The following is a 16,461-nucleotide window of genomic DNA, read 5'->3' on the forward strand; positions in this document are numbered from 1 at the left end:
AAAAAAGGGAAATTACTTATTTCCGCTAATTATTCACATGCGATTACTTCGCAGAGAAAATCATATTTAAAATATTCTGGTATATAGGCTCTAATTGTTCTGATGGTACTTTTAAAGGCGTGAGTCGACGGTAAATCGTGCCTTCGATCATCACGGCGGTAATCTCCACGCAGCAGCGAATATGCTCATCGCTCAGGTGAGGGAACTGCTTTTTCAGGTGCTCACAGGCATTGGCGAACATGCGGGCTTCGGCTTCGATCAGCATGTTTGCCACCAGCGGATTGCGCGTGGCCTCTGCGGACATTTCGAGCATCAGCGCGTCATCGTCTTCGTTAAGCGTCTGGCGCCAGGCAAGCGCCTGCGGCATCCCTTCAACCAGGGTTTTGCCCTGCATCTCTTCAATACGTGAGTCGATAATGCGCCGGATCATCTCTTCAATAATCGCGTCTTTGTTACTGAAATAGCGATAGATTTGTCCGACGCTGAGCCTGGCTTCGCTGGCGATCTGCGACATGCTGGCAGCGTGAAATCCACTGGCGCGAAAGCAGCGGCGCGCGGCGGTAATGATTTCGTCTTGGCGCAGTTTTTGTCGTTCTTCCAGCTTTGTACTCATTGTCGGCTACCGTAAAAAATGAGAATGATCGTTCTCATTATACGTTTTCGGAGACTATTGGAAAGGCTTTTTTTATTTACATATTGAATGAATATTTCCAGGTATAAACAATGGAGAAAATAAGGAGTTTTTATGAAGGTTAAGCTGTGAGATATTCAGATTGCGCTGAAAATAAGGAGAGAATTATGCATCTGAGCATTACAGATAATGTCACAGCCGAAGAAAAAGAAGAATTATTAACGGGGCTAAGAGCCTATAACGCGCAGTTTTTAGATCTGCCGTCGTTTGGCGGCGATATTGGCGTATATATGCGAGACGACAATGGCGTCATGCTGGGCGGGTTAATCGGCGTACGGAAAGGCGACTGGCTGAACATCGACTATCTGTGGGTCAGCGACAGCGTGCGGGGAACGGGCGTGGGAAGCCAGCTTATCAAAACGGCTGAAGAGGAGGCCCGTCGCAAAGGCTGTCGTCACGCGCTGGTGGATACGGTCAGCTTCCAGGCGCGCCCGTTCTATGAAAAGCAGGGTTATCAGGTGCAGATGTCCTTGCAGGATTACCCTTATCAGGGAATGCAGAGACACTATCTGACCAAACATCTTTAACCGCCGATCCCGGTGCCAATCACGGCTAACACGTGGCGCACCACGATCTCCGGTGAGAGGGCGCTTAGCCTCTCGTCATTGCGCATGCGGGAGAACGGCACCAGCACCAGGCTCAGCAGCGTTGTGAACAGCAGTTCGGGGGCCAGCGCCGGATTCAGCTTTCCTTCCTGCTGCCAGCCTTTGATGGTTGCCAGCGTGGTGTGATATTTCTCATCGCCAAAGCGTGCCTGCAAATGGGTGCGCAGTACCGGCATCTCGCCAATCACCTCCTGCATCCACAGCGGGGCAAACCAGCGATACTTTTCCGCCAGTTCGGCCAGCACCCTGACCATTTCCGTCAGGGCATCCACCGGCGAATCCCGGTTGTCGGCGAAAATCGCCCCGATCCGCTCGCGTAACGGCAGGAAGCGCTCCTCAATCATCGCATCCAGCAACTGTTCTCTGGAGTTGAAGTAGTAGTGCAGCATGGCGGGCGTCACGCCTGCTTCGCGGGCGATGGCGTTCAACGACGTATTGGCGATCCCCTGGCGGGAAAAGAGGTTCAGGGCGATATCCAGCAGCTGTTCACGGCTGGCGGTAACGCGCTTGCCGCCGCGTGGCCGACCGGGGCGGCGGGGTTCAGAATTGTCCTTTTGTGCTGGCATGGTCACCGTATCTCTTGATCTTATTCATCACTTCCACAAATATTAATTATACGATTAATTAATTTCAAGTGATGTCTTATGGAGTCCGACGTAATGACTCAACCTGCGAAAAAGGCGCCGTCGATTAAGCTGCTGTTCAGCGCACTCCTGCTGGTGATGCTGCTCTCGGCGCTGGATCAGACCATTGTCTCCACCGCGCTGCCGACCATCGTCGGTGAGCTGGGCGGGCTGGATAAGCTCTCGTGGGTGGTAACGGCCTATATCCTCAGTTCGACCATCGTGGTGCCGCTGTACGGCAAATTCGGCGATCTGTTTGGCCGAAAAATCGTTCTGCAAATCGCGATTGTGCTGTTTCTTGTAGGGTCCGCGCTGTGCGGTCTGGCGCAGAACATGACCCAGCTGGTGCTGATGCGCGCCCTGCAAGGGCTGGGGGGCGGCGGTCTGATGGTGATCAGCATGGCTGCCGTGGCGGACGTGATCCCGCCTGCCGATCGGGGTCGCTATCAGGGGTTGTTTGGCGGCGTGTTTGGCCTGGCGACGGTGATAGGGCCGCTGATCGGCGGGTTTATCGTTCAGCACGCATCCTGGCGCTGGATTTTCTACATCAACCTGCCGCTGGGGCTGTTTGCCCTGCTGGTGATTGGCGCGGTTTTCCACGGCAGCGCGCGGCGCAGCAAGCATGAGATTGACTACCTGGGGGCGATTTACCTCAGCATGGCGTTGCTGTGCATCATTCTGTTTACCACCGAGGGCGGGACGATCCGCCAATGGAGCGACCCGCAGCTGTGGTGCATTCTGGCCTTCGGCCTGACGGGGATCGCCGGGTTTATCTACGAAGAGCGGCTGGCGTGGGAGCCGATTATCCCGCTGTCGCTCTTCCGCGACCGCAGCTTCCTGCTCTGTAGCCTGATCGGTTTTATTATCGGCATGTCGCTGTTTGGCTCCGTCACTTTCCTGCCGCTCTATTTACAGGTGGTAAAAGACGCCACGCCGACGCAGGCCGGTTTGCAGCTGATCCCCCTGATGGGGGGGCTGTTGCTCACCTCCATCATCAGCGGGCGCATCATCAGCCGTACCGGGAAATATCGTCTGTTCCCGATCCTCGGCACGCTGCTCGGCGTGGTGGGGATGGTATTACTGACGCGCATTTCAATCACCTCCCCAACCTGGCAGCTGTACCTGTTTACCGGCGTGCTGGGCATGGGGCTGGGACTGGTGATGCAGGTGCTGGTGCTGGCGGTGCAGAACAGCGTGTCAGCCGATCAATACGGCGTCGCGACGTCTGGGGTGACGCTGTTCCGTTCCATTGGCGGGGCGATTGGCGTTGCGCTGTTTGGCGCGGTGTTCACCCATATTCTGCAATCAGGCCTGATCGACAGGCTGCCGGAAGGGGCGGAACTGCCGCGCGAACTTAATCCCGTTGCCATACACCATCTGCCTGATGCCCTGCGTCTGGACTATCTGGATGCGTTCGGCTCGGCGATCCATGCGGTATTCATGCTGGCGGCGGGGATTATGGTGCTGGCGTTTGTGCTGTCGTGGTTTTTGCGCGAAGCGCCGCTGCGTCGGCAGGCGTGAGGGAAGCGGTTCTGCTTGCGCCTGGACTACCGTAGCCTGATGCCCATCGCCCGGTGGCGCTACGCTTACCGGGCCTACACTTCCCCCGTCACGTAGGCCGGGTGAGCGCAGCGCCACCCGGCAACAGGCCGCATATAACTTAACCGTCTTACTGATTCCTTTTCGTTTTTTAGCCTGCCGTCTCGTTGTCGATATAGTCTTCAAAACGTCTATCAAAAGGAACTGTCTCGTGAAACTTCGATTGGGTGCGCTTCTCCTGACTGGCCTGCTGCTCGCGGGCTGTGATCAGGGCGGCAATGATGCCAGACACATTAAAGTCGGCGTGATCAATGGCGCTGAGCAGGACGTGGCGGAAGTCGCCAAAAAGGTGGCAAAGGAGAAATACGGTCTGGATGTTGAGCTGGTGGGCTTTAGCGGCTCGCTGCTACCCAACGATGCCACCAACCAGGGCGAACTGGACGCCAACGTCTTCCAGCATCGCCCGTTCCTCGCAGAAGATAACAAGGCGCACAATTACAAGCTGGTCGCCGTGGCCAATACCTTCGTCTTCCCGATGGCGGGTTACTCCCGAAAGATTAAATCGGTCTCTGAGCTGAAGGACGGCGCAACCATTGCGATTCCAAACGATCCCACCAACCTTGGCCGCGCGCTGTTGCTGCTGCAAAAAGAGAAGCTGATTACCCTTAAACCGGATGTTGGCCTGCTGCCAACGGCGCTGGATATTACCGCGAACCCGAAAAACTTACAGATTATGGAGCTGGAAGGGGCGCAGCTGCCGCGCGTGCTGGACGATCCGAAAGTGGATGTGGCCATCATCAGTACCACCTATCTCCAGCAAACGGGGCTTTCTCCGGTACACGACAGCGTCTTTATCGAAGACAAAAACTCACCCTACGTGAATATTGTGGTCACGCGTGAAGAGAACAAAGACGCCGAAAACGTGAAGGAATTTATCCAGTCCTATCAGTCGCCGGAAGTGGCGAAAGCGGCGGAGACCATTTTTAACGGTGGCGCGGTGCCGGGCTGGTAAGCCCCGGTAAAAAGGCCAGCGCTCCGCTGGCCGTCAAAGCGTTACGCGGGCATCGGTTCGGCTTTCGGGCCACAGAAAACCCTGACCAGACTGTGCGCCGGACGCGCGGGCGCGCGCCAGATCCCGCGAGTTTTCGATGCCTTCTATAAGAATTGATTGCGCGATACCTGCCCTGACCTCCTGTACAAACGGGGCAAGCGGCGCGCGCTCGCGCAGCGCTGAGCGGTCAATTTTTACCCCATCCAGCGGCAGCGCAAGCCGCGCGAACGCCTCAGCCAACTCCCGGGTTAAATCGTCCAGCCAGATTTGCCATCCCGCCTCTTTTAACCGAACAAGCGTGGCATGAAGACGACGTTGCTCAGCCTCGCTCAGCCGTGTGATGGTGAGTGGATCCTGAATTTCAATCGTTAACCGCTGCTGATGGCGTAACGCCAGCAACAACCGGATAGCGCGTTCGTCGAGAAGGTGTTCTGCCGGAAGGTTTAGCCAGTAAGCGTCCCGGGCGGGTATCTGTAACAGGGTGTTGGCCTGCCAGAAGAAGATTTGCAGCGCGCTGCGCGAGGGCAGCGAGGCAAACAGCACCTCAAGATTGACGTTATGGATCTCCACGAGAACTTCATGCGCGAACACCTGGCCCGAATGAAGATCGACAAGCGGCTGGAATCGCAGCCCTGAGATACGTTGCAACAGGGGAGAGGGAAGAACGGTATACATGGAACAGCCTTCAGGAAATGAAAAAAGGTTCCCGCGGACACGGGAACAAAAGGCAAACGACACACGGTCAAATTCTTAATTCAGGATCCAGCGAATGCTCTGGTAAAACGAGGGGCCACGCACGGCTTTAAGCTTGTTCATGGCGTTGTTCTTATAGAAGTAAACCAGCCTGACGTTACACCCCAGCTGGCGGGCGATTTGCTTGGTTTTGAGATTACAGGAATAGCCGCGCAATACGCTGGCCTCCTCGCTGGACAGCCTCGCCGGGGTGCGTAAGCGGGTCGTCATGCCTACGTTATAACGGCCAGACTCTTGCGGCGTCTGGCTCATCAGTATTTGCCACAGCGCTTTGATATCCCCCAGGGAGACTCTTTTGCTGATGACTCCATCAACATGTTTAAATTTCAAATAGCCGGCGGATAACGAATAGATATAGATCTTCGCCGTCACTTGTTTCTGTTTTATGCAGAGAATGTCGTCATTCGTCGTCACCCGGAAATGACGCGTATTCAACGGATCATAAATGATGATATCAAAGAGTTGTTCACTCAAAGCAAGTTCTTCGATATGGGTAAATCCATGGAAAATAACGTTGTGTTTTTCATCAGGCTCACGCTTTCCAAGCGATTGCAGGCCAATCATCGTGAATTCGCAGCTGTCAACAACGGCAACGTGAATTGTTTTTTTATTTTGCATTGGCATTCTCCTTTCGCTGAGTAAACAGTCCATATAAGAGAAAATGGCGGTTCGCACTCTCTTATTAAAAGAATAGCGAGCACTTTTTTAAATAACGCGATGCGATGGCATCAATGTAAGCCAATACAAACCGTCGAGTAAAGCTGAAGCCAATTATTAGCGGAAGATAAAATTGAAAAATGGTTTTAATGGTATATGCAATTGTTTTAATCTTCTAATAATATTCATGACAGGTTTTTATTCTGTAAAGGAGTGGATATTAAGTGTTAGGTAGTTGATTAATGGGGTTAATCCACCGCTTTTTCAGTGATTTACTGCTGTTCCTGTAAGAAAAATTGTGATCGTGGCAGGATTATCGACAGGGCTTTATCTGCGAGGGGAAACGGCGTGCAGAATAAAATAGAATTTTTTCTATGAATTTAATGTCCTTGTTCAGATTTTTAAGCCTGAGAAGGATAAAATCCTGGCGCGAAGAGGTTGTGAGTGGTGAGTACATAAACTATTATCATTTTCCTCCGGTCACGAGAATTTAGAAAAGACATGAATAATACTGAACGTATCGTAAGGGTAATGGTGTTTTACAAAATAAATATATTTAAAGAGATAATATTCCGGGCGCTCCATGATCTTTTACCCGATTACGTACTGAACATTACTCAGGTCGATTCCACTGAACAGGCGCTGGCGGCGGTGGCGGATAATAACGTGGATGTTTTCTTCACTGAATTTAATTATCTGCTTAATCATAAAGAGTGGAGTGCGGAGGTCAGCAGCCGTTTTACATCTTTATGTAAAATCCATCACGTCAGGCGTGTTCTGTTGGTGCCCGAGCTGCCTTACGGGCTGTTAAAAAAAGTTCTGGAGATGAAATTTGAATTAACCATCAGTCAGCAGGATGAATTGACTGAACTGAAAAAGGAATTACCCGCGTTGCTCATGGCGGACGGGCAAAAACCGTCGATCTCTTCGTGGCTCAGGCGGGTAATGCGGTCCGGCTCCCGGGCGCGTTCCATCCTCTCGGCCAGAGAGTGGGAGGTGCTTCATCTTATCGTGGAAGGATTTTCAACGACGGAGATTGCCCGTCATCGAAACCGTTCGGTCAGTACCATTGCGACACAGAAACACAATGCAATGAAAAAGCTGAATCTTTCCAACCACAGCGAACTGATTAAGTATGTGCAAGCGGTTGGAAAGATGGAGGAATAGTTCACATCAGGGATAGATAATATTCAGCGTAGCCGATGTATTGATCTTACCCTGGCTCACCTGGGCGGGCGCCCACACGTAATAGTACGCCGCCATCGGAAGGGTGAAATGTTCGTCCAGCGCCGCGCCAGCCGCCACGCTGAAAATCATCGTGGCGTTGCCACGGCTGGTGGTTGAGGTAGAGAAGGTCACCGGCGTTTGCGGGGCGTCACGTTTTATCAGGCGGAGCCCCACGCCCTGCGCCGCGCTACTGCTGCTGTCGATCAGCACCGAGCTGTCGGTTGAGAGCAGCTGCGTGCTGGACAGAAACATCTCAATTGCCCGATCGGAATTGCCATTAACCCCGACGTTCTGACAGCTCATGTTCAGTGAAAAAGGCGTCAGCCCCGGCTGTGAGGATGCACTGAGCTGGGGAATGCCGAGCGTCGGCAGCGCCACGGTCAGCCCCGCATTATCAAAGGAACAGGTAGTCAGTTTCGGCGCGTATTTGATGATCATCGGTTGACCAAACATATCTCGGTTGTCGTAAGGCCACTTGAACCCGCTGAATAACCACTGCGCTATCTTGATGACCTGATTGATTGGCCAGGTGATGATTTCCCAGATGGATAACCCGCTCATGTCGCTGACGAACAGAACGTCGCTCATGTTCGCCGTATCCCCCGTCAGGGTGGTACCGCTCTGGTTAACGAGGGTGAAGCGAACCGTAAACGGTGTGTTCAGCTCAGACGCCGTATGGCTACCGCTGGTAGACAGGGTTTTATTGGCCGGGGGATTGGTGATCTCCGCCCGCACCATATACTTGTTGTTGCTGAACCCGAGGATGGTCGCGTATTTGCTGTCGGTCGAGAGGATCGGCGTGTAAGAAAATTCACTGTTACCCGTCGTACAGTTGAACGAGCCGCTGTACTGGGTGCTGAAGCTGCCGGTCCATGTGGGCGTGGCCGGGCTCAGCTTATCCGATAAATCAATGGTAATCGGTGTGCCATAAACGATGCTGCTGCCGGAGCAGGTGGCATAGCTCATCCCGCTAATGCTGGTGAGGAGCAGGAACATGAATGATCGTAACATTTTGATAATCCGTAATTAATGGCAAACCGATGAGGGGCTGTTCAGCCCCCAGGCCGGGGAGGAGATTTCGCACTTCCCGCCGCGGAGATGCACGTTGAGCGTGCGTGGCGGCTGTTCAGCGCGGATATACAGTACGCTGGCCTGGCCGACATACCCGACAGATCCACCGTGTTCATCCAGCACTTCGGTGCCAAAGGGCAGCGGTTTGCCGTCGGCGCGCGTCGCATGAAGTACCCATGACTGGCGCTTGTCGGTTTCGAAGCGGATATAGCTCACCGCCCCGTCGTAAGGCGCCACGTTAGCCATATTGCCGATCACCTCCGCGCCTGCGCTGTTTTCCGTTTCGGTTAACGTAATGGCGTTTTTGCGATACGGGGTGGCGTAAGGCACCAGCGCCACGCCATCGCGGTTCGTCATAATACTTTCATCGCCGTTCACCATCAGCCCCTCCGCCTTTGGCGCATCGACGATAGTCATGGTTGTGCCGGTTTCGTTTGAGGCGAGAACGTGCCACGGGTAGGCCACCAGGCTTCCGCGTCCGCTGAGCCCGGTCTGGCGGTAGTCGGAGGATTCGCTGTAAGAGCCACAGAGTGTCGCGAAGTTCGAACGGTACGCGGCGTTAACGCTTGCCGCATTTTTACCCCCCCGCGCATTACTGCCGGAGAGGGTGTAGCTCAGGCGGTTCGACGCCAGCGCGTTTCCGCTCATGCTGATATTGCTCTGTTCGTAATGCGAATCGCTGGCCGTCAGGCTGGAGGTGATCCACGCATTATTATCAAACAGCGAGAACGGCAGGCTGAGGGAGAGGTAAAGGCGCGTCTCTTCTTCACTGTCCCTGTTCCGTACCCGGCTGGCCGACAGGGTATAGCTGGCGCGGCCGATGGCGTTGGAATAGCCCATCTGATATTCGCGCGTGGTTTGCTGTGAGTTCCAGTAATCGCGCTGTGTGCCGGAGACAAACACCGTGCCCCAGTTATCGAGCAGGCGCTGATTAAGGTTAAGCGTAAAGGTATTCTTGGGCTGCGCCGCGCGCAGGGCGTCCCAGGTGCTTAGCGACATGTCGGGCGCGACGCCAAACCGATCTTCATAGTCGTCGTACTGCGCTCTCAGGCGCTGATACCCTTCGCGCGAATAGAGCGCGTCGCTGAAGCTGTAATAGCCTTTAGTGGAATAGCGATAGGCTGCCAGGGTGAAGTTGGTGGCGGTGGTATCGATAAATTTGCTGTACGACACGCGATAACTCTGACCGCTGCTGGTGCGATCCTGTAGGGTGGTTTTGGCGTGGGTGACATCAAACGAGACCGCGCCAAAGGGAAGGTTCCACCCGGTACCGACAAGCCCGGCCTGGTAGTTATCGCTAATAATCGTCCCGGTATACCCGGTGATGAGGTTATTAAACCCGTAGCGCAGCGTGGCCTGCATGAATGCGGGTTCGGCATCGAGCGTGTTCTGGTGCACTTTACCCGCCACCACGCTGTACTGACTCACCCCTTCTTTTAGCATCCCGGGCACGGCGGAAAACGGCACCGTGAAGGACTGCTGTGAACCGTCCGCTTCACGCACCACCACCAGCAAATCGCCCGCGGAGCCGGTAGGCTGAATGCTGTCGAGGGTAAACTGGCCCGGCGGCACGTTCTCCTGATAGATCACGTTGCCATTCTGGATAACTTTCACCAGGGCGTTCGTCCGTGCCACGCCGTGAACCACTGGTGAAAAACCCTGCTGTGAATTTGGGCGCATCTTCATGTCCGACGCCAGCGACACGCCGCGCACGCGCAGGGAATCAAACAGATCGCCAGGAATATAAAAGTCACCCAGCGTCAGGTTGGATTTCAGCGAGGCCAGGGGACGGCGCAGGTAGCGGGTATTATTCTGCCAGCTACTCTCTCCGCTGGCGGTTTTCCGCCAGGCGCTGCTGTCGCGAAACTGCCAGCCGAACAGGTTGGCGCCGGAATCCAGCCCGGCATAAAAATCATCATTTGTGTCTTTCGCAGTGCCTTTCGCGCGGGTGTTATACCAGGTCGTGTTCCACGAGAGCATCAGCGCCGGTATCCCCTCGTCCCAGAACTGGGGGGCAATGTAACCTTCTTCAGTACGCAGCACGGCCGCCTGCGGAACGGTAAGCGCCAGACTCAGGGTGCTGGTATCGGTTTTGACTTCACCGCCCTGAACCAGATCGCGCAGCTGAACCTGCCCGTGCGCAATGGCGGGCGCAGGCACGGACGTGGTGTTGATGCCCAGCGACCGGGCATCTTTCCAGGCAAGGCGGATGTCGTCACGCTGCTCGCCGTAGATGACGGTATAACGTCCCTTCCAGCTGCCGTTTACGTAGATATCCATCTCCTGACTGCCGGCAGGCATGGCGTTGTTTTCGGAAAAGCGAGACAAATCGGACTCACCGGATGCGCCAGCAAGCAGGGAGGGATCAAACGAGACGGCCCCTGATTTATGCGAAAGCAGAAGCGTGCAGACTGCCAGCAGACAGAGTCTGTTTTGTTTCATTTTCATGGTGAGTCTTTCCGATCACTGACTGGTGAAAGTCCGGGTTTTATACGCGCCAAGATCGTCCACATACATCAGCTGGAAGGTCTGTCCGCGCTTAACCGTATTTTTGGCGGCGACCGTCAGCTGCCCAAACGGGGAAACCATCGGGGACTCCTGGAGCAATTTCGTTTTACCCAGCGAAATATTGGCGACCGTAATATGGAACGGACTGTTATTTGTAATGCGAAAGCGATCGCCGTCGGCGGCGAGCGTCAGTTTCGCCACCGCGTCATCCAGCGTGCCTTTCAGCGCAGCGGGCCGATAAAAAAGTTTGATACGGGATTTAATCGCCAGCTGAACGGTATTCTGGTTTTGCAGATTTTCAGGTCTGGGCGGAATGTCGAGGACATTCAGGAAAAAGACGGATTCGCGATCCGCAGGCAAGCTGGACGGCAGCTTTTTAATACGAAGCTGTTGACCATTATGTTCGTTAACCTTTATCACCGGCGGCGACAACAGAAACGGCACATTGGCTGTTTCCGGCGTGGAATTAATATCACCGTCATCTATCCAGGATTGTACCAGAGCCGGCGCATCGCCCGTATTCATTAACTGGACGATCACCTCTTTGTTATTTTCAGGATAAAGGACACGGGTGCCATTAATGACAATATTGGCCCATGAGTGACCCGTGCTTAGCAGTAAGCCTGCCAGCAAAATTGCCTTGCGCATGATTGCAACCTTAAATACAGGCTCTGCGAAAACAGAGCCTGAATAATCACTATTACAGGTAGGAAATGGTATACGTTACGTTGGAGCTTAACTCGCCCACGGTGGCGGCAGCGGCGTTTGTTTTATAGTAATAAACGTCCAGCGTCAGCGTTTCGGAATCTGGCGCGGTCGCTGTACCCATAATATTTGTCGTGTAAGGCTGGTTCAGGGTAATAGGCGTAGACGAACCTGGCTCCACTAACGCAAAGCCGACATTACGTGCCACGCTGGCATCGCTTTCGTTCACGCTGTTATTCAGCAGGTATTTACCGTCAGTGGAAATATTATCCGCGCTGGAGAAATAAACTTTCAGCGGGGTACCGGTCGTTCCGGCTGCTGGTGAGCAACCAGAGAATGTCAGCGCAATAGATTTTTTATTTCGGGTGATCAGGCCAACCGTGGTGCCCGCATCTTTTACCGAAATAGGGGAAAGCGCAACGGTAAAGTCCGCGCTTTTACCGCCGTTAATGGTACAGGTTGTATCGGTAATAGCGCCGGTAAAGTTAATGATACCACCCGCCGAATTGTCTGCGGCCACTGCGCTGGTAGAGGCAATAGCGGCGGCCAGCAGTGATACGGTCATGATCGATTTGAACATGATAAACTCCATGAAGATTTGTGTTATTTAAAATGAATGTTAATCGGCTACACATGTCCCTGATGTACCGGCTAGACGCATGGCGACTCGGGAGAATGCTTTGACGATATTATGTTGCACTAAAAAAGTACATAACAAAACATTATTCCAACAACTTATAAAGTTTAAGATTATAATCTTTTCAGTATGTTTTTTTTAATGTTTTAACCTAAATGCGTTGGTTCGAAGATTTTTATTAATGCTTTAATAATCGTTAATTAATGAAGCTTTATGAATTCATCTCTCAATTAATATCACGCGACTTGACCACACAAACTTTAGACTTATTATTGCCTGGCAAATGCACAAAAATTTAACAATGGCGTAATAATAATATGAAGTATCTCATTGATCTTACAATGCTTTATGAAGTCGACACCGGTATGATCATGATTAATGGAGAGGAAGAGTCATCCATTAAGTTATCTAACCAGGCGGGTCGTCTGCTTTATGAACTTATCATCAATAATGGTAAAACACTCGACAGAGACGACCTGATAAAGAAGGTCTGGGAGGATCATGGTTTCTCTGGTTCTTCGGTGAGTCTGAATGTTGCCATAAGTGAAATCAGAAAAGCATTTCGTACATTAGGCTGCGACCCTTTACTGATAAAAACGATACGTGGCAAGGGATTTAGCCTTGCCGCGCATATTGAACACCACACGGTCAGGCCGCCGGTTATTTCAACGCTTAGCGAAGAATCTGCTTCTGAAGCATTCGATACGCTAGGGAAGGTGCGAATAAGCGGGGAAATTCTTCTCGGCTGACTCAGTCATTTCATTTCTTCATGTTTGAGCCGTTTTTTCTCCCGTAAATGCCTTGAATCAGCCTATTTAGACCGTTTCTTCGCCATTTAAGGCGTTATTCCCAGTTTTTAGTGAGATCTCTCCCACTGACGTATCATTTGGTCCGCCCGAAACAGGTTGGCCAGCGTGAATAACATCGCCAGTTGGTTATCGTTTTTCAGCAACCCCTTGTATCTGGCTTTCACGAAGCCGAACTGTCGCTTGATGATGCGAAATGGGTGCTCCACCCTGGCCCGGATGCTGGCTTTCATGTATTCGATGTTGATGGCCGTTTTGTTCTTGCGTGGATGCTGTTTCAAGGTTCTTACCTTGCCGGGGCGCTCGGCGATCAGCCAGTCCACATCCACCTCGGCCAGCTCCTCGCGCTGTGGCGCCCCTTGGTAGCCGGCATCGGCTGAGACAAATTGCTCCTCTCCATGCAGCAGATTACCCAGCTGATTGAGGTCATGCTCGTTGGCCGCGGTGGTGACCAGGCTGTGGGTCAGGCCACTCTTGGCATCGACACCAATGTGGGCCTTCATGCCAAAGTGCCACTGATTGCCTTTCTTGGTCTGATGCATCTCCGGATCGCGTTGCTGCTCTTTGTTCTTGGTCGAGCTGGGTGCCTCAATGATGGTGGCATCGACCAAGGTGCCTTGAGTCATCATGACGCCTGCTTCGGCCAGCCAGCGATTGATGGTCTTGAACAATTGGCGGGCCAGTTGATGCTGCTCCAGCAGGTGGCGGAAATTCATGATGGTGGTGCGGTCAGGCAAGGCGCTATCCAGGGATAACCGGGCAAACAGACGCATGGAGGCGATTTCGTACAGAGCATCTTCCATCGCGCCATCGCTCAGGTTGTACCAATGCTGCATGCAGTGAATGCGTAGCATGGTTTCCAGCGGATAAGGTCGCCGGCCATTACCAGCCTTGGGGTAAAACGGCTCGATGACTTCCACCATGTTTTGCCATGGCAGAATCTGCTCCATGCGGGAGAGGAAAATCTCTTTTCTGGTCTGACGGCGCTTACTGCTGAATTCACTGTCGGCGAAGGTAAGTTGATGACTCATGATGAACCCTGTTCCATGGCTCCAGATGACAAACATGATCTCATATCAGGGACTTGTTCGCACCTTCCCTAGCGCATAAGAAAGATGCCGATCCGCCTAAACAAATAATATCGCTGCACAGACTCTTTATTTCTCTCTGCACGTTATTATTGATTATTGTTACCGGCACCGCTGTTTTACTGTTGCACCAGCGGGATTCCTATGCCGAGAGCCTGAAAGATTCTGATATGCATCTGCTCGGTAAAGTGGACAGGTGTACGATATACCTGATCGATAAGAATATGTATCAGCCGCGACAGCACTACTTTAATCACGTAAAAGAGGTCATCGCCAGTCAACATATCGACTGTCAACATCAGGTTGCAGATGCTTACTATTCCAGGTTTAAAAAGTCGCAGATAGAAAATTATTTCCTGGCCATCTGTTATCAGCAGGACAGTATCGACGATTATAAGAACTGCATTTCTTACAGAAGCCTGACCGGGAGTTAAAATATGTCAAGGACTAAAATGAGTGTACTGTTCAGTATCGTACTGGCGCTGTCTGTCATCGCGTTGTTATGGGTCTATTTTACCAGAACGCAGGATGAGGGGTTTGGCTGCCAGTCAGATACCATTTCCTGGAAAACCTATTCCACGGGTGAGTCAACCGATATGTCGCTAACCACGCTTTTCCTGTTTAACAACAAAGATGTTGTGACGGTTATTCATAAAGGCGTACTCAAGAAAGAGGGCAAAAGCTACCTGATTGACAGAAATTACACGCTCAGCGTGGAAAAAGTCGACGGCAGCAATATCTTTTATATTAAGGATAAAAAGCTGAATAAATCTGAAGATGATGCGGCGCCGGATGGCGTTGTAAACGAAATGTTACTTGATAATATCAACTTCTTCTATATTACCAGCGTAAAAAAACATGCGTGGTTAATTAAGGGCTGGTGTTGCCTGTAATGATGTGTGTGGCTGTCCCGACGTCCTGATATTTCTCTTTATTGAAAAATCGATATTTATCTATTACTCGGGAAATTGAGTAATTTACTCAATACGTAACAATAAGATACGAGAAATTTATTTATATTTTTATTGTTACTCTCCGTCGAGTGAATTTTTCTGTATTGCCTCGTTATTTTGCGGCTGTCTATACTCCGCCTCGAAAAAGGGGCTCCCCTTTTTATACACGTGGATTCTTTTTTGAAGGACTAAATAAATGAACAAACTGAACGCTATCGTTCTGGGCTCCCTGCTGTCTGTTTCTGCCCTGAGCGCAGTTAATGCAGCTGAAACGACGGCTTCTGCCACCTGGCAGGCAACCGCGACCAAAGACAGCGAATCCGATCTGGTTGTTACGCCAACGCGTGCTTTGAACTTCGTTTACAGCGCCAATACCAAATCTTTCAACACCGATACCGGTCTGTTTGATGTGGCTATCCGTGGCGATCACTCTACGGCGACCAGCTTCAAACTCGAAGCTATCCTCGACGATTCAAACAACACGCTGTTCAGCGTGGGTGGTGAAGCGACCAAGCTGAAAGTGGGTGCGCGTTGGGGCGGTAACGACCTGGGCTCTATCGGTGGCACCGTGGGGGCGAAATCGACCGCATGGACCACGCTGGTTGATTCTTCTTCTAACACCGGCGTCTCTTCTGGCCTGTGGAACCTGACCACCAGTGCAGGCGCGGCGGCAGATACCGAAATTACCGGCCAGGACAAATTCGTCTTCTACGTTGACTCCGCTCAGGACAACGCGGGTACTGCGAAAGAGTTCAAAGACCTGACCAACAGCCTGTGGGAAGGGACCGTGTCTGTTGCGTTCCGCGCAACCTGGGGCTAAGGCCTGATCGATCCAGGGGCGCAAGCCCCTGTTTAGGGAAATAGCATGTTTAACCTCAAATCCACCTTCTTATTTTTATTATTTATCTCTTCCTCCGCGCTGGCCATTAATGTGGGAAAAGTCACCACCATTATTTCTGCGGATGCTGACTCCACCGCCAAGGAAATAAAAAACGAAGCAGACAGCGTGCGTATTGTTTCTGTTCGCGCACAGCGGATCAGCAGCCCAATGGATGAAGGGATCGTCATTAATCCGGAGAAAGTGGACGAACTGTTGCTGACGCCCACGCGCATGGTAATGCCCGCCGGTACCAGCAATATTGTCAAATTTTACTATCACGGGAACGCCGATAACAAAGAGCGTTACTACCGCATTACCTTCACGGATGAAGGGGTAAGCGAAGAGGTGGACAGCGGTTCGCCAAAAAACGGCACCGGGATGACGCGTGCGGTGGTGAGCACCATTCTGGTGGTTCAGCCCCGGGATAAGAAGATTGATTTCGTCTATGTGGCGGGAAAAATAACCAATAAAGGGAACACCTCGTTTCGCGTCAATGCGACCGGGACCTGCCTGAAGCCGAATCCGGAATCCCCCGGCACGCCGTGTAGCAAAAACTTCTACCTGATGCCAGAGACCTCGCGCGCTATCGAGGATATCAACGTTACGGATAACCATTTTCATCTCGGAATATGGGACCTGAAACAGTTCATTCCTGTTAAGTAAGGAT

18 protein-coding genes are annotated in these 16,461 nt (G+C 52.2%); 9 read left to right on the forward strand and 9 right to left on the reverse strand.

Annotated features, from left to right (window positions below; all coding sequences use genetic code 11):
- Positions 1 to 43: 43 nt before the first annotated feature.
- Positions 44 to 613, reverse strand: a complete 570-nt coding sequence (locus AC4OVU_RS22680) for a TetR/AcrR family transcriptional regulator (RefSeq protein WP_000104919.1) — start codon at positions 611 to 613, stop codon at positions 44 to 46.
- Positions 614 to 798: 185 nt separating this feature from the next.
- Between AC4OVU_RS22680 and AC4OVU_RS22685 the strand changes: the two genes are divergently transcribed.
- On the forward strand, positions 799 to 1,218 hold the full coding sequence (locus AC4OVU_RS22685) for a GNAT family N-acetyltransferase (protein WP_032646705.1): 420 nt from the start codon (positions 799 to 801) through the stop codon (positions 1,216 to 1,218).
- Here AC4OVU_RS22685 and AC4OVU_RS22690 read toward each other — a convergent pair.
- The gene (locus AC4OVU_RS22690; RefSeq protein ID WP_017383663.1) at positions 1,215 to 1,862 is read right to left on the reverse strand and encodes a TetR/AcrR family transcriptional regulator; all 648 of its coding nucleotides are present in this window, start codon (positions 1,860 to 1,862) and stop codon (positions 1,215 to 1,217) included. The two genes, AC4OVU_RS22685 and AC4OVU_RS22690, sit on opposite strands and share 4 nt — an antisense overlap.
- Positions 1,863 to 1,940: 78 nt before the next feature.
- Here AC4OVU_RS22690 and AC4OVU_RS22695 point away from each other — a divergent pair, with 78 nt between their 5' ends.
- Positions 1,941 to 3,440, forward strand: coding sequence for an MDR family MFS transporter (locus AC4OVU_RS22695; protein ID WP_015570095.1), 1,500 nt, complete (start codon positions 1,941 to 1,943; stop codon positions 3,438 to 3,440).
- A 229-nt stretch (positions 3,441 to 3,669) separates the two neighbouring features.
- Positions 3,670 to 4,470 carry a lipoprotein NlpA gene (gene nlpA / locus AC4OVU_RS22700; protein WP_020480549.1) on the forward strand — a complete coding sequence of 267 codons (801 nt, stop codon included), beginning with the start codon at positions 3,670 to 3,672 and terminating at the stop codon, positions 4,468 to 4,470.
- A gap of 33 nt (positions 4,471 to 4,503) precedes the next feature.
- On the opposite strand, the gene AC4OVU_RS22705 is transcribed toward nlpA, so the two are convergent.
- Positions 4,504 to 5,184, reverse strand: a complete 681-nt coding sequence (locus AC4OVU_RS22705; protein WP_047364897.1) for an EAL domain-containing protein — start codon at positions 5,182 to 5,184, stop codon at positions 4,504 to 4,506.
- 75 nt (positions 5,185 to 5,259) lie between these two features.
- A complete protein-coding gene (locus AC4OVU_RS22710) occupies positions 5,260 to 5,880 on the reverse strand; it encodes a LuxR C-terminal-related transcriptional regulator (RefSeq protein ID WP_110292831.1) in 621 nt (206 codons plus the stop codon).
- A gap of 570 nt (positions 5,881 to 6,450) precedes the next feature.
- Between AC4OVU_RS22710 and AC4OVU_RS22715 the strand changes: the two genes are divergently transcribed.
- Entirely contained in the window at positions 6,451 to 7,086 is a 636-nt protein-coding gene (locus AC4OVU_RS22715) for a LuxR C-terminal-related transcriptional regulator (RefSeq protein ID WP_047364899.1), read from the forward strand.
- A 6-nt stretch (positions 7,087 to 7,092) separates the two neighbouring features.
- Here AC4OVU_RS22715 and AC4OVU_RS22720 read toward each other — a convergent pair whose 3' ends face one another.
- The 4 genes from AC4OVU_RS22720 to AC4OVU_RS22735 are packed head-to-tail and all read right to left on the reverse strand — an operon-like array spanning position 7,093 to position 12,010.
- Complete coding sequence (locus tag AC4OVU_RS22720; protein ID WP_491928788.1) at positions 7,093 to 8,157, reverse strand: fimbrial protein; 1,065 nt, start codon at positions 8,155 to 8,157, stop codon at positions 7,093 to 7,095.
- Positions 8,158 to 8,172: 15 nt separating this feature from the next.
- Entirely contained in the window at positions 8,173 to 10,665 is a 2,493-nt protein-coding gene (locus AC4OVU_RS22725) for a fimbria/pilus outer membrane usher protein (protein ID WP_110293057.1), read from the reverse strand.
- 15 nt (positions 10,666 to 10,680) lie between these two features.
- Positions 10,681 to 11,373 carry a fimbrial biogenesis chaperone gene (locus tag AC4OVU_RS22730; RefSeq protein ID WP_015570089.1) on the reverse strand — a complete coding sequence of 231 codons (693 nt, stop codon included), beginning with the start codon at positions 11,371 to 11,373 and terminating at the stop codon, positions 10,681 to 10,683.
- Positions 11,374 to 11,425: 52 nt separating this feature from the next.
- Positions 11,426 to 12,010: a fimbrial protein gene (locus tag AC4OVU_RS22735; protein ID WP_017383657.1), complete on the reverse strand. Its 585-nt coding sequence runs from the start codon at positions 12,008 to 12,010 to the stop codon at positions 11,426 to 11,428.
- Positions 12,011 to 12,384: 374 nt separating this feature from the next.
- On the opposite strand from AC4OVU_RS22735, the gene AC4OVU_RS22740 reads away from it, so the two are divergent.
- Positions 12,385 to 12,816 (forward strand): winged helix-turn-helix domain-containing protein, encoded by a 432-nt coding sequence (locus AC4OVU_RS22740; protein WP_491928789.1) that lies wholly within the window; start codon positions 12,385 to 12,387, stop codon positions 12,814 to 12,816.
- Positions 12,817 to 12,923: 107 nt separating this feature from the next.
- On the opposite strand, the gene AC4OVU_RS22745 is transcribed toward AC4OVU_RS22740, so the two are convergent.
- A complete protein-coding gene (locus AC4OVU_RS22745; RefSeq protein WP_000019403.1) occupies positions 12,924 to 13,904 on the reverse strand; it encodes an IS5-like element IS5 family transposase in 981 nt (326 codons plus the stop codon).
- A 53-nt stretch (positions 13,905 to 13,957) separates the two neighbouring features.
- Between AC4OVU_RS22745 and AC4OVU_RS22750 the strand changes: the two genes are divergently transcribed.
- The 4 genes from AC4OVU_RS22750 to AC4OVU_RS22765 all read left to right on the forward strand — a co-directional run bounded on the left by AC4OVU_RS22750 (position 13,958) and on the right by AC4OVU_RS22765 (position 16,457).
- Positions 13,958 to 14,395 (forward strand): hypothetical protein, encoded by a 438-nt coding sequence (locus tag AC4OVU_RS22750; RefSeq protein ID WP_491928790.1) that lies wholly within the window; start codon positions 13,958 to 13,960, stop codon positions 14,393 to 14,395.
- An 18-nt stretch (positions 14,396 to 14,413) separates the two neighbouring features.
- Positions 14,414 to 14,854: a hypothetical protein gene (locus tag AC4OVU_RS22755; protein ID WP_258364702.1), complete on the forward strand. Its 441-nt coding sequence runs from the start codon at positions 14,414 to 14,416 to the stop codon at positions 14,852 to 14,854.
- A 256-nt stretch (positions 14,855 to 15,110) separates the two neighbouring features.
- Entirely contained in the window at positions 15,111 to 15,734 is a 624-nt protein-coding gene (locus tag AC4OVU_RS22760) for a common pilus major fimbrillin subunit EcpA (protein WP_003860995.1), read from the forward strand.
- 45 nt (positions 15,735 to 15,779) lie between these two features.
- Complete coding sequence (locus tag AC4OVU_RS22765; RefSeq protein ID WP_015570085.1) at positions 15,780 to 16,457, forward strand: EcpB family pilus assembly chaperone; 678 nt, start codon at positions 15,780 to 15,782, stop codon at positions 16,455 to 16,457.
- Positions 16,458 to 16,461: the final 4 nt, after the last annotated feature.

The sequence above is a fragment of the Enterobacter sp. 6722112 genome, assembly GCF_058661685.1.